Annotated in this window: 11 protein-coding genes; 6 read left to right on the top strand and 5 right to left on the bottom strand. The window is 69.3% G+C overall.

Annotated features, from left to right (window positions below):
• Positions 1 to 116: 116 nt before the first annotated feature.
• Together DKM19_RS49850 and DKM19_RS28120 are read right to left on the bottom strand one after the other, a co-directional pair.
• On the bottom strand, positions 117 to 296 hold the full coding sequence (locus DKM19_RS49850) for a hypothetical protein (protein ID WP_162641831.1): 180 nt from the start codon (positions 294 to 296) through the stop codon (positions 117 to 119).
• Positions 297 to 322: 26 nt separating this feature from the next.
• Positions 323 to 1120, bottom strand: coding sequence for a helix-turn-helix transcriptional regulator (locus tag DKM19_RS28120; RefSeq protein ID WP_110699643.1), 798 nt, complete (start codon positions 1118 to 1120; stop codon positions 323 to 325).
• A 73-nt stretch (positions 1121 to 1193) separates the two neighbouring features.
• Between DKM19_RS28120 and DKM19_RS28115 the strand changes: the two genes are divergently transcribed.
• Positions 1194 to 1910, top strand: a complete 717-nt coding sequence (locus DKM19_RS28115) for an SDR family oxidoreductase (RefSeq protein ID WP_110699641.1) — start codon at positions 1194 to 1196, stop codon at positions 1908 to 1910.
• A gap of 80 nt (positions 1911 to 1990) precedes the next feature.
• Here the strand turns inward: DKM19_RS28115 and DKM19_RS28110 are convergent, their stop codons facing one another.
• A complete protein-coding gene (locus DKM19_RS28110) occupies positions 1991 to 2701 on the bottom strand; it encodes an SDR family oxidoreductase (RefSeq protein WP_110699639.1) in 711 nt (236 codons plus the stop codon).
• Between the two features lie 151 nt (positions 2702 to 2852).
• On the opposite strand from DKM19_RS28110, the gene DKM19_RS28105 reads away from it, so the two are divergent.
• Together DKM19_RS28105 and DKM19_RS28100 are read left to right on the top strand one after the other, a co-directional pair.
• A complete protein-coding gene (locus DKM19_RS28105; protein ID WP_110699637.1) occupies positions 2853 to 3341 on the top strand; it encodes a helix-turn-helix domain-containing protein in 489 nt (162 codons plus the stop codon).
• 101 nt (positions 3342 to 3442) lie between these two features.
• Positions 3443 to 4060 (top strand): phosphoribosylanthranilate isomerase, encoded by a 618-nt coding sequence (locus DKM19_RS28100; protein ID WP_110699635.1) that lies wholly within the window; start codon positions 3443 to 3445, stop codon positions 4058 to 4060.
• 445 nt (positions 4061 to 4505) lie between these two features.
• Here the strand turns inward: DKM19_RS28100 and DKM19_RS28090 are convergent, their stop codons facing one another.
• Positions 4506 to 7691, bottom strand: a complete 3186-nt coding sequence (locus DKM19_RS28090; protein ID WP_162641829.1) for an amidase family protein — start codon at positions 7689 to 7691, stop codon at positions 4506 to 4508.
• A gap of 872 nt (positions 7692 to 8563) precedes the next feature.
• On the opposite strand from DKM19_RS28090, the gene DKM19_RS28080 reads away from it, so the two are divergent.
• From DKM19_RS28080 to DKM19_RS28070, 3 genes are all read left to right on the top strand, one after another.
• Positions 8564 to 9208 carry a TetR/AcrR family transcriptional regulator gene (locus DKM19_RS28080; RefSeq protein WP_110699629.1) on the top strand — a complete coding sequence of 215 codons (645 nt, stop codon included), beginning with the start codon at positions 8564 to 8566 and terminating at the stop codon, positions 9206 to 9208.
• Positions 9209 to 9306: 98 nt separating this feature from the next.
• Entirely contained in the window at positions 9307 to 10230 is a 924-nt protein-coding gene (locus DKM19_RS28075; RefSeq protein WP_110699627.1) for an aldo/keto reductase, read from the top strand.
• Positions 10231 to 10713: 483 nt separating this feature from the next.
• Positions 10714 to 11829, top strand: a complete 1116-nt coding sequence (locus DKM19_RS28070; RefSeq protein WP_204358275.1) for a MerR family transcriptional regulator — start codon at positions 10714 to 10716, stop codon at positions 11827 to 11829.
• Positions 11830 to 11987: 158 nt separating this feature from the next.
• Here DKM19_RS28070 and DKM19_RS28065 read toward each other — a convergent pair whose 3' ends face one another.
• Positions 11988 to 13226, bottom strand: a complete 1239-nt coding sequence (locus DKM19_RS28065; protein WP_239513626.1) for an MFS transporter — start codon at positions 13224 to 13226, stop codon at positions 11988 to 11990.
• Positions 13227 to 13269: the final 43 nt, after the last annotated feature.

The raw sequence follows: 13269 nt of genomic DNA, 5'->3' as shown, positions 1-13269 counted from the left end.
GGGCGCCGGGTCATCCGCGCCGTGGATCGCCATCCCGTCAGGCCGTGGGTTTCGCGGGCTTGACGGGAAGGCGATCCATCGATCGCTCCGCTCTTGTCGCGAGGGTCACCCGTCCTTCAGGACCACGTCGCCGGCTCTGCGGGCGACATAAGCGGATCACTGTGACGATTGACAATGGTGACGGCATGACCACGCGCGCCACCGTTGAGGGAAACCGACAGACGTCTATGACGGTGGGCCTTGAACGCCTCGTCCGAGTTCACCGGCGTGTTGCCCAGGTCGAAGAGCGCGCGCACGACGACCACCCCGTGGAGACGTCTGGTCAGCCGGCGGGGAGCAGGTGGCGCAGGGCTCGGGCGGCGGGAGTGCCCGGGTCCGCGGTGATGAAGACCACCTGTTGATCATCGTTGGGGATCGCGAGCACGTCGCAGTTCAGACGCAGCCTGCCCACCTGGGGGTGGGTGATGGACTTGACGCGGTGGCCGGGATCGTGCACCGGGTTGGTGTCCCAGATGTGGACGAACTCCTCGCTACCGGTGCGTAGTTCTGCCAGCAGGCGGGCGAGTGTCTTGTCGCGGGGATAACGGTCGACGGCACGGCGCAGCCGGGAGACGACGATGTGGGCGAACTCCTCGGAGCTCGAGCTCTCGTAATGGTGGCCGAGGAACCGCCGGCGGGCCAGGTTCGGCTCCGCGCCGAGGTCTCCCAGCAGGGCGTACGCGAGCGGGTTTCCGGCGATGACGCCGTAGGTGGCGTCGGTCACGATGGCGGCCGTGTCGGGGATGCGGCGCAGCAGGTCCGCCACGTGGGGGCGGACCTGGCGAACCGGACCCGCGGGCGGCGTCGGGCTCGTGCCGGCCAGCTGGAACAGGTGGGTTCGCTCAGCTGGGGTGAGCCGGAGCGCACCGGTGAGGGCGTCCAGGATTCGTGGTGAGGGGCGCGGACCCCGAGCCTGTTCGAGGCGGGCGTAGTAGTCGACGGACATGTGGGCCAGATCGGCGACCTCCTCCCGGCGCAGACCGGGGGTTCGACGGCGCTTGTCCGCGTGCAGGCCGACGTCGGCGGGACGCAGCTTCTCCCGCCGATCGCGCAGGAAACCGGCCAGATCCTGCCTTGCCACAGGTGCTTCCTTCCAGCTGCCAGGGATCGGTTGTCCCTGGATAGGGCGATGCCGCTACGAAAACGTAGATGTCATGAACCATTTCACAGCACTGGTCACGGGTGCCAACAAGGGCATCGGCAAGGAGATCGCCCGGCAGTTCGCCGCCGCCGGCCTGACCGTCTACGTCGGCTCGCGCGACGCCGATCGGGGAGAGCGGGCCGTCGAGGAGATCGGCGGCAACGCCCGGCTGCTGATCCTCGACGTCACCGACGACAAGAGCGTGGCCAGGGCCACCCAGCAGATCGAGAACCTGGACATCCTGGTCAACAATGCCGGCATCATGGTCGACGGCCGGCCTGCGACCGAGACTGACATCGACAGCTTCCGCCGTACTTATGAGACGAACCTCTTCGGCGTCCTCACGGTCACCAACGCCTTCCTACCGGCGCTGCGCCGCTCCGCACGACCCCGCATCGTGAACGTCTCCAGCGGGACCGGGTCGCTGACCTGGAGCTCGAACCCGGAGCATTCGTTCGCCATCTCGGCCGGCAACGCCGCGGCGTACCGCTCGTCCAAGTCCGCCCTCAACGCGCTGACGCTCTTCTACGCCCAGACGCTCGCAGCCGAAGGGTTCAAAGTGAATGCCCTGGCCCCCGGCCTCCGGGCGACCGACCTCAACGGGCGAGCCGCCGCCGACGGCGAAGATCCCGCCGAGGGCGCGGCCGGAGCCGTCAGGCTGGCCCTGTTGCCCGACGACGGCCCCACCGGCCAGTTCTTCTCCTGGGACGGAACCACCTTGCCGTGGTAAGTATGGCCAGGGCCGGGACCGTAAAGCCGGTTCCGGTGCGAATCCGGTGGCGACCGTCAGAGATGGGCCACTAGGTCGTTTCAGAGCGCCGCGGCCAGTTGCGGGTAGAGCGCGGTGAGGTCGCCGGAGAGCGCGGCCCTGACGTTCACGGTGGTCGCGTCGGCGAGGATCTCGTACCGCCCGGCTTCGACGCCGTCGAGAGCGGCCTGGGCGACCGTCGCGGGGTTGGACTTGGGCCCGTCGACGTGCGCGGCCATGTCGGTGTCCATGTATCCGACGTACAGCCCGGTGACCGAGGTCTTCTGCTCGGCGAGCTGCACGCGCAGGGCGTTGGTGAGAGACCAGGCCGCCGACTTGGCCGCGGAGTAGGCCGCGCTGCCGGGGAACGTGAGCCAGGACAGCACCGACAGGACGTTGAGGACGGCTCCGCCGCCGTTGCGGGCCAGGGAGGGCGCGAAGGCCCGGCTCATGGCGAGCGTACCGAAGAAGTGGGTCTCCATCTCAAGCCGGAAGTCGTCGACGTCGCCGTCGGGAAGACCGGCGCGGGTGGAGCTTCCGGCATTGTTGATCAGCAGGGTGACGTCCTGCGCCAGATCGGCCGCCGCGCGTACGGACGCGGGGTCGGTGACGTCGAGCGCGACGCGCACCACCCCCGGCGTGGTGATCGTGTCGGGGTTGCGTGCGGCCGCGTAGACCTTTGACGCGCCGCGCTCGAGCAATGCCTGGACGAACTGCTCGCCGAGCCCGCGATTGCCGCCGCTGACGAGGGCCACAGCACCGTTGATCTGCATGATTTTCCTTATGGATAGGAGGTGGGCGAGGACGACACCGCGGCACGGTTCCCGTTCTGCGGTGTCGTACGGACAACCCCGCCACTCGTGGGTTGTTATTTCCAACTTAGCATCCTGGGTTGGAAATTCCAATTTCGCATAGACTGGGCTCATGCCGACGAAAACGGACCGTCCGCCCGAGCCGCGGTGCTCCATCGCCCGGAGCCTGCAAGTGCTCGGCGAACGGTGGACGCTGCTGATCGTCAGGGAGGCCTTCGCCGGCCGCACCCGGTTCGCCGACTTCCGTGACTCTCTGGGCATCGCCTCCGACCTCCTCACCAACCGGTTGAACACCCTGGTCGAGGCCGGCGTCATGGAGCGCCGTCCCTATCAGGAGGCCGGGGCGCGGCTCCGCCACGACTATCACCTGACTCCGGCGGGCAGAGAGCTGACGATGGTGCTCGCCTCGCTGCAGCAGTGGGGCGACGCCAACCGGCCCCACGAGGACGGTCTCTCCATGCCGCATCGCAGCCGGTCCTCCGGGCGTCCGGTGCGCGTCGCGTTCGTCGACGACAGCGGTGCGCCCGTGCCCCAGGAGGACGTCGAGTTCGTCTACCCCAGCGCCGTCGCCCCCGTCAGGTCGGCGTCCGGAGACGAGTGACCGTACCTTCCCCGCGACGGATCCGCCGCCTCCCGGACGCGGGCCGGTGAGATCCTCGCCGAAGGATCGGTCCCGGCGAAAACGCGGCTAGCGTAGGCGGGATGTATGTGAAGATCTGCGGGCTGCGCGAGCCCGAGCATGTCGCCGCCGCCGTCGAGGCGGGTGCCGACGCGATCGGCTTCGTCCTCACCAGGAGCTCCCGGCGGATCAGCCCCGCGCGTGCGCGCGAACTGGCCTCGGCGGTGCCCTCGCACGTGCTGACCGTGGCGGTGTTCGCCGGCGAGGCTCCCGAGGAGGTCCGGGCGGCCGCGCTGGAGGCCGGGGTGCGTGCCGTCCAGCTGCACGGTGACCACCCGCATGGAGACTTCACCGCGTTGAAGGACCTCGACGTCGCGCTGGTCCGCGCCGGCGCCGCGAGCACCGACCTGCGCTGCGGCGCCTTCGACGAGGACCTGCTCATCGTCGACGCGCCCAGGCCGGGCTCGGGGGAGCCGTGGGACTGGGCGGCGGTGCGTGGGCGTCCGGAGGGTCGCTGGATGCTGGCGGGAGGCCTGGACCCGTCGAACGTGGCCGCGGCGATCGCCGCCGCCGAGCCCTGGGGGGTGGATGTGTCGAGCGGCGTGGAGATCGCGCCCGGGGTGAAGGACGCGGGTCTCATCAGGGATTTTGTCACCGCCGCCCGCGCGGCCTCCGGTGGGGTGCGGTCGTCACATCGGTGAACGGTCTCGTCGCGAGGCGCCGTCATCCGGGGCGCGGCCACCGCGCGCGGCTACGAGTGCGCGGTCGTCGACGAGATCTGGTGAACGTTCGCCGCGTTCGGTGCGTTCGGGTTCGCCAAGGCGCACACCGCGGCGTTCGCCCAGCCCACCCTGCAGTCGGCGTGGCTGAAGACCCACCATCCGGCCGCTTTCTACGCCGGGCTTCTCACACATGACCCTGGCCGGTACCCCAAAAGACCGATCTTGGCCGATGCCCGCCGCCGAGGCGTGGCCATCCTGCCGCTGGATGTCAACCGCGGTACCGGCTCCTACCAGGTCGAACCCCTCCCTGCGGAGGGCCGACCCCGGCCCAAGTCAGGCAGTAGACGGGCAGCTCAGGTCGTACCCCCCGCAACGAGAGAAGGGCCCGCGGGGGAGACCGCGGGCCCTTCTCTTCAACTAGTGGTCAGCCCTTGTAACGAGGAGCCAGGCGGTCGCCCGGCAGGCAGAACTCGCCCGTGAAGAAGGTGCTCTCCGGGACGCAGCGCCACATGCTGGGGTTGGTGTAGCTGGGGGCGAGGCGGTCGTCGATCGCCTGCTCCAGCGCGTAGCCGCCGGCCAGCAGCTTCGCCTCCGAGAAGGCGCCGCCGATCAGCGTCACACCGATGGGGTTGCGGCCCGACGAGCTCTGCTGCGCGCCATACCCGGCGGGGATGGTGAGCGCGGGGTAGCCGGCGCGGTCGGCGTAGCCGATCACGTTGCTGCCGCTCGGGACCAGGATCAGGTCATACCCGCTCAGGACGCTGTCCAGGACGGCCTTGTTGGCGGCCTTGCCGGCCTCCAGGTCGGCCGTGTACTTGGCGTTCGTCGCGGGGTCGGACAGGTCGATCGCCTGGGCGGCCAGCAGCTGACCCTGCTGGTACTTCAGGCCCTCGACCGGGTTGGCGTTGTTGTAGTCGATGATGCTCTGCAGCGTCGTGCCGGGCTTGGCCGCGCCGAGGTAGGCGTTCAGGTCACGCTTGAACTCGGTGGCGACGACGCTGTCGGTTGCGGCCGGTGTGGCGATCGAGACCGGGGTGACGGTCGCGCCGAGGCCCTGGAGCTTGGCGATCGCCTCCTGGTAGGGGGCGCTCGTGCTGGACACCACGGCGATCTTCTTGCCCGCGAGGGCGCCGGCCTTGAGGTCCTTCGTGTAGTCGACCGGGCTCGCCGGGTCGGCGATCACGTTGAGGATCGTCGCGGCGTCGCCGACGCTGCGGGTGATCGGGCCGGGGACGTCCTGCGACTTGGCCACAGGGAGCACACCGGTCGTGCTGACCAGGCCGACGGTCGGCTTGAGGCCCACCACACCGGCCGCGTCGGCCGGGGCGAGGAGCTGCGCCGAGTCGAGTGAGGTCTCCATGCCGATCGTGATCGCGGCCAGACCCGAGGCGGTGGCCGCCGCGGCGCCGGCCGACGAACCCGCCGGGGTCTTGTCGGTGTCGTTCGGGAGCAGGACCTGGCCGCCGAGCGAGGAGTAGCCCTTCGGCAGGTTGGCGTCGAAGACGCCGTTCAGCTCGGTGACGTTGGTCTTGCCGAGCACGATCGCGCCGGCGGCCTTCAGCTTCGCCACGAGGGCGGAGTCGTCGGCCGGCTTGAGACCCTGGAGGGCGATCGAGCCGCCCGTGGTCGACAGCGACTTGGCGTCGATGGTGTCGTTGACCAGCACCGGCAGGCCCCAGAGGGCGGGACGCAGCGGGCGCGTGTCGTTCGGGCTGGTGGGCTCGCCGGTGCGGTACTTCCACCGCTCCTGGTCGAGCTTGCGGGCTTCCTTGATCGCGTCGGCGTTGATCTCGCGGACGGCCTGGGTGGCCGGGCCCTCGGCGTTGGTCAGCGCGATGCGGTCGAGGTAGGCGCGGGTGAGCTCCTCGGCCGAGACCTCGTCCTTGTTCAGCTTCTGGATCAGGCTCTGCGCCGTCTCGGTTTCCAGCGAGAAACCGAGCGGCCGGGAGTCGTAGCCGGTCACCTTGAGGACGGCGTCGTAGCCGGGGTTGCAGGCGCCGCGCTCGGCGAACGGCGGAGCCGGGGTCGTCTTCGCGCAGCGGTACATGCTCGGGTTCACGAAGCTGGCCGGCTGGCGCAGTTTGGTGGCCTGCTCGATGACGTAGGCGACGCCGAGCAGGTTGAACTCGCTGTAGGCGTTGCCGTGGACCTGCACGTTCTGGGCGCGCCGCTGGGTCGCGGTGTAGCCCATCGGGATCGTGATCGACGGGTAACCGGCCTGCGGGGCGCTCGGCGTGCTGCCCAGGATGGCGATCACCGGGTCGGCCGGCTGCGCCGGGTCCGAGTTGGTGTACGTCACCATGTCGTCGATGGCCTTGTGCCAGGCGGCCTTACGGACCGCGAGGTTCGTCCGGTACGCCTGCTCGTTGGCCCCACCCGGGGTCACGTCCGCCTGTGACGAGTTCAGGTGGTTGACGTTGCCGAACTTGAGCGCCTGGTGAGCTTCGGCCTGGTTGACCTGCACCTCTTCGACCAGCGAGTTGATCGGCGCCTGCGGGCCGAGCCGCTCGTAGTAGGAGTCGATGCTCTTGTGCTGCTCATAGCCGCTGGGCAGCGCGGGCAGCGAGGGGATCGTCGCCTGCGGGCGGGGCACCAGGATGGCGCCGGCGGCGGTCAGGGCGTCGTACGCGATCTTGAGCGGGCTGCCCTCGGTGAGGGTGCCGTTGTACCCGATCTTCTTGCCGCGCACGAAGTCGAGATCGATGGCCTTGGTGTAGTCGGGCAGCGTCGCGGGGAGCGGCGGGATGATGCCCTTGGCGATGTAGTCGTCGCCGAACATGGCCTTGTACCCGGCGTCGGCCACCGGGTCGGGCCCGGCGATCGAGGCCAGTGTGAGCGCGGCGTCGGAGACCGTGCGGACCATCGGACCGGCGGTGTCCTGCGAGGCCGAGATGGGCGCGATGCCGTAACCGGGCACGAGACCCACGGTCGGCCGCAGACCCACGAGCGACTGCGTGCTCGACGGCGAGATGATGGAACCGGAGGTCTCGGTCCCGATGCCCAGCGTCGACAGCGCCGCGGCCATGGCCGCGCCGGTGCCCGACGACGACCCGGAGGGGTTCTGGTCGGCGTCGATGCCGTTGATGACCTGGCCGCCGTAGTTGCCGAACCCGGAGGGCTGCGAGCCGAAGCTGTTGGCGTACTCCGACAGCCCCACCTTGCCGAGGATCACGACGCCGCGTTCCTTCAGCTTCTTGGTGATGCCGGCGTCGGAGGCCGGGAAGGACTGACGCAGCGACCAGTTGTTCGCCGTCGTGGGCATGCCCTCGACGTCGATCAAATCCTTGAGCAGGATCGGCAGCCCCATGGCCGGGCCGAGCGACTTGCCCTTCTTACGCAGGCGGTCGTACGCCTCGGCCTCCTTTAACGCGTTGGGGTTGAGGTCCGTGACGGCGTTCAGGCCGGGCCCGCGCTTGTTCAGCGCGGTGATCCGGTCGATGTACGCCTTGGTCAGGTCGACCGAGGTCAGCTTGCCGGCGGCCATGAGGGAGATGGCCTCGGCGCCGGTCAACGTCTCAAGGTCGAGTTCGACCTTGGCGTTGGCCTGCTGGGGTTGCACGGCGACGAGAGTGAGGGAGAGGGAGATGAGGGAGATCAGGACTTTGCGCACCACGTGCTCCTTGAGGAACCCGGCATTGCACGTGACGCTATAGATCATCCATTACGGTGATATGTCATATATGTTCCCTGGGAGAAACGTGCCGTACCGACTGGTTTATTGCGGCCGTCCGCCTACCTGGGACCTTCCATTGGCCACGATGGGGATCATGGTCGAGTAGATCTCCTGCCGGGTCGTCTACACCAACCCCTGGATGACCATCCGTGAGGACGAGGCCCGGACCGAACTCGCGGAGGAGACCGGGCTGCGGGGCGAGAGCGCGGGCGTCCGGTTCGCGCGCCAGGTAGAAGATGCTGTCGCCCGCCGGCGTGAAGTCCGAGCACGGCGGGAGCGCGCCGCCCGGCTCGCGGATCCGGGTCGGCGGCTCCTCCCGCGCGGCAGGGCGTCCAGCTGCTCGCGGGCATGGCGGGCGAGCCAACGGTGGAACTCCTCGCCGTCCGTCTCCATCCACCGGTAGGCATCGTCGAGCGTGATGCCGTGGTGGACGTCGCGCACCACGTCCACTCGAGCGATCGGGGCCGGTTATGTCGCTCATCCGCATGATCATAGGCGCCGCTCGCGAAGCCGGGTGAGCTGGTGACAGCCTCCTTGACGACAGGCCAAGGTGAGCTGATCTGCACAGGTCACAGGGCTCCGAGAAGGTCGTGCTCTCGGAAGCGGAGACGGCCATGACTTCCGAGAACACGCACGGCTGAGAGGCGAAACCCCGGCTCGGCACTTCCTGGAAGAGGACCGCGTCGCCAGTTGACGGCCGGGGACGCGTTCGAGAGGAGGACGCCTCGCCGGCGAGCCTCGACAAAGGCAAAACGAAACTGTATCGTTCCGGAACTATACAGTTTCGTTCGAACGTGTCGGGAGGCGCGATGTCTGTCAGCCAGGGTTCGGAACGGGGCCACGGTGGCCGCTCTCGCGACATCTCGCGCGATGATGTCCTGCGCCGGGCCGCGCTCGACCTGGTGACGGAGATCGGCTACGACCGCATGACGATGGACGCGGTGGCGGCTCGGGCGGGGGCGGGCAAGGCGACGGTGTATCGCCGCTGGTCCAACAAGGCGGAGCTGGTGGGCGATGCGTTGGCGCACGAGCGCGTCGACGGCGAGGTGCCCGACACCGGGTCGCTGCGGGGGGACCTGGCGGCGCTCGGCGGCTACCTGTTCTCCGGCCAGGACCCGTTCTACAAGGCCCGGCTGATCACCGGGATGGCGTCGGCCCTGCTGGCCGACGCGGAGCTGCGCCAAGCCTTCGCGACGCTCGCACCGCCTGCCGAGCGCGCGGTAGTGACGATCATCGACCGGGCGGTGGCCCGCGGCGAGATCGCCGCCCCGGCCGACCCGGCGCTGATGGCTGCGATCCTGCCGGCGCTGGGCCTCCACCGCCTGATCTTCACGGGTGCCGGCCCGGACCCCGACTACGCGGCTGCCGTGATCGACAACGTGCTGCTTCCGGTCCTGCTGGCCTCCTCCGCGCCGGAGTCGCATGAGTCGACCCGCCCGGCGCGAGGGGCCTGACGCGCGTACGGCCGAACCGGCCCCCGCCCCGGCGAAGGCCCATCACGGCCCGGCGCCGGCATCTCGTCTCACTCTCATCGCAGAAGAAAGAGGTCTGCATGTCCACCCCTGACACCCCGGAAATCCGAGGCACTTCGACCGACGATCGGCGCCCCGGCGGCGCGGCCGCCTTCGCCGGTCGAACGGTCTCCCGGATCGGATACGGAGCCATGCAGCTGACCCGCCTGGCGAACAACCCCGATCAAGCGGTCATGCTCCTGCGTCGCGCTGCCGAACTCGGAATCGACCACTTCGACACGGCTCACATCTACGGAAACGGCCTCGTCAACGACCTGATCCGCGAAGCGTTCCGTTCCGAGGACGACATTCTCATCTCAAGCAAGATCGGCGCGGATGCCGATCCCGACGGACCTGTCCATCTCCGACTCGCTCAGCGACCCGGGGAACTGCGTGCCAGCGTCGAGGACAACCTCAAGAGCCTGGGACGTGAGCAGATCGCGGTCATGAACCTCCGACGTCCGGATGACCGCCCGGGCCTTCGAGCCGAGGGCGATCAGGCCGTCGACCTCGATGATCAGCTCGCTGCGATGACAGCGATGCGCGACGAGGGCAAGATCGGCGCGATCGGGCTGAGCAACATCACCCTTGACGGGCTGCGCCGAGCGATCCCCGCCGGCATCGTCTGTGTGCAGAACGCCTACAGCCTCGTCGACCGACGCGATGAGGGACTTCTCTCCCTGTGCCTGGCGGAAGGCATCGCCTGGGTGCCGTTCTTCCCGCTCGGCAGTGCGGTTCCCAGTCTGCCCAAGGTCGCGGAACAAGCCGCCGTCCGAGCCGCGGCCGAAGCCCTCGGACATTCCCCGTCCCAGGTCGGCCTCGCCTGGCTGCTTCACCGCGCACCCAACGTGCTCCTCATCCCCGGAACCGCCGGGGTCGAGCACCTCGAGTCCAACGTCGCCGCCGGCTCCATCCGTCTCGGCGATGCCGTGCTGGCCGCCCTCGACGGAATTCCCGGCATCTGATCGGAGTCCGGCGACGAACGAGTGCGGCCGGCCGGTGCCCGTGATCGGCCCCCGCACCAGATGTACCGACCACAGAGGTTGGCGACAAGAACGGACCCAGCACTTCGTGCACCACCCCGCTGGACGTGACCCAGTCCTCTCGGCCGGGCGTCGTCGCCTGGCCTGAAGAAGACTGCTCACCGGTATCCACGGACAACTGCGGCTGGCGAGACCGAAGAGGCTCTGCGGAACGCAAGGGATAGTCCTTATTCGGCGCGCTCCTATTTTTGATCTACAATGTAAAGCATCCGGCGTTAGCGTTAAAGATCTTGATCGACCGAAGGCTTGTGCACACAAATTCCGCTGCCGTCGACCAGTTCCCCGGCGCAGGGCCGTGGCGTGTGCTTGCAGGAGTCGCCTCGGAACGTTGCTTCGCGTTCGGCTCTTGCTGCCGTGAGTGAGGCTCTTGACCCTCACGTGGCGTCAGGCTCCATAGTCGGTACCGTGGAAGATCACTGGACCGTGGGACGCGTGGCCGAACTGGCCGGCGTGAGCGTCCGCACGCTGCATCACTATGACGAGATCAGGCTCGTTCGGCCGTCGGCGCGGACCGTGGCCGGGTATCGGGCCTATTCGGCGGGCGACGTGGAGCGGCTGCGGGAGGTGCTGGCCTATCGGCGGTTGGGCTTCGGGCTGCGGGAGGTCGCGGATCTGGTCGGCGACCCGTCCATCGACGCGGTCGCGCACCTGCGCCGACTGCGCGGCCTGCTGCTGGAGCGGCGTGATCGCGCTGACGCCATGGTGGCGGCCATCGACAGGGAACTCGAGGCACGGGCGAAGGGACTGAAGGTGACACCGGAGGAGCAGCTGGAGATGCTCGGTGCACGGCTGTACGACGCGATCGGCGGCGCCTATACCGCGACACGGCGTACCGAGCCGCGGATCGCCGCGCAGATCTGGGACAGGTTCGGGGACGCGCAGACGGTGCTGAACGTCGGGGCCGGCACCGGATCCTACGAGCCTGCTGATCGCGACGTGACCGCGGTGGAGCCATCGGCGGTCATGCGGGGGCAGCGGCCTGCCGGCTCGGCGCCGTGCGTGGCCGCCGCCGCGGAGAGCCTGCCGTTCGAGGACCATGCTTTCGACGTCGCGATGGCCGTATCCACAGTCCACCACTGGGGGGACCCGATAGCGGGGCTGCGCGAGATGCGGCGCGTGGCCCGCCGCGTGGTGGTGCTCACGTTCGACACCGACGAGCCCGGATGGCAGGACCGGTTCTGGCTCACCCGCGACTACCTGCCCGAGTTCGCCGCCGTCCTCGCGGAGTTTCCCTCGCTTGCTGGGATGGCCGACGCGATCGGCGCCCGCACCGAGCCGGTGCCCATCCCGTGGGACTGCGCTGACGGCCTGTTCGAGGCGTACTGGCGCCGACCGGAGGCGTATCTGGAGGATCACGTGCGCCGTGCGATGTCGGTGTGGACGAGGGTCGGGCCGAAGGCCGAGCAGCGGGCGGTACGAAGCCTCGGCGACGACCTTGACTCCGGCCGGTGGGCCGAGCGCAACAGCGACCTCGCCGACCTCGACGTGGCAGATCTCGGCCTCCGCCTGCTCATAGCTTGAATCGCGTCGGTCCATTCCCGCACGCGGTAGCCGTCGGCGGTGGTGAGACCTCTTCTACCGGGGGCGGCGGTCCCCATCCCTCATCGGCCCGCAGCGCTCGCCGTCGTCCGGAGACGCGGGCCGGCTGGATCGGTGGCGGCGACCGGCCTCCATCCTGTTCAGTCGGCAGCGGCCGGGATGCAGGGCCGGGCGACCGCCCACAGAAGGAGCGCGAGGCAGCTGATCGCGGCCCCCAGCGCGCACACGGCACCCCAGCCGGCCGCCGCGTAGAGAGCGGTCGAGGCGATGGCTCCGAAGGCGCTGCCGAGCGAGTAGAAGACCATGTAGCCGCCGATCAGACGGCTGCCCGCGTCCGGGCGAAGTACGTAGATCAGGTTCTGGTTCGTGACGTGGACCGCCTGCACGGCGAGGTCGAGGACGATCACGCCGACCGCCAGCGCCCATAGTGACTGCCGGGCGAAGGCCAGGGGCAGCCACGAGGCGGCGAGCAGGGCGAGGCCGATGCCGGTGGTCCTCTGGGAGAGCCCGCGATCGTTGAGGCGGCCGGCTGCGGTCGCGGCCAGGGCGCCCGCGGCTCCCGCCAGTCCGAACGCGCCGATCGCCGTGTGGGACAGAGACAGCGGGGGTGCGCTCAGCGGCAGGGCGATGCAGCTCCACAGGGTGCTGAAGGCGGCGAAGATGAGCAGGGCGAGCAGGGCGCGGAGCCGAAGGAGGCGCTCCTGCGCGAACAGTGTGAGCGTGGAGCGCAGGAGCTGTCCGTAGCGCATGGAGGGTGCGGCGGTGTCGCGGGGCGGCAGGGCGTGGTGCAGCGCCAGGGCGAGCGCGCAGGTGAGGGCCGCCGAGGCGAGGTAGACGGAGCGCCAGCCGGCGAGGTCGGCCAGGAGGCCGGATACGGTGCGGGCGAGCAGGATGCCGGTCACCACACCGCTGGTCACGAGGCCGACGACGCGTCCGCGTTGCGCCGGTGGGGCGAGCGACGCGGCGAAGGCCACCAACGTCTGGGTCACCACCGCGAGGAGTCCCACGGCGGCCATGCCCGCAAGCAGGAGCGCCGCGATGGTGGCGGTGCCGACCATCGTCAGCGCCGCCGCCAGCAGGAGCAGCTGCGTCACGATGAGGCGTCTGCGGTCGACCAGGTCGCCCAGCGGCACGACGAAGAAGAGTCCCAGCCCGTAACCAAGCTGGGTGAGGGTGACGACGGCACCGAGTGTCGCCGGGCTGATCGCGAAGTCGCGGCCCAGCGTCACCAGGAGGGGCTGCGCGAAGTAGACGTTGGCCACCGCGGTCCCACAGGCGATGGCGAAGAGCAGGGTGATGCCTCGGGGTAACGCGAGGCCGGGAGCCCCCTCGTCCGTGCTCGCGGTCCTCGGTGTTGTGGTCCCGTCGTTGCCGGTCACTCGGCGTCCCCCAGAGATTGGTTTCATCTTGCTACTAGGTGGA

The sequence above is a fragment of the Streptosporangium sp. 'caverna' genome (assembly GCF_003203775.1).
In the GTDB taxonomy this organism is placed as follows: Bacteria; Actinomycetota; Actinomycetes; order Streptosporangiales; family Streptosporangiaceae; genus Streptosporangium; species Streptosporangium subroseum.
This window is presented reverse-complemented; position numbering and strand designations above follow the sequence as displayed.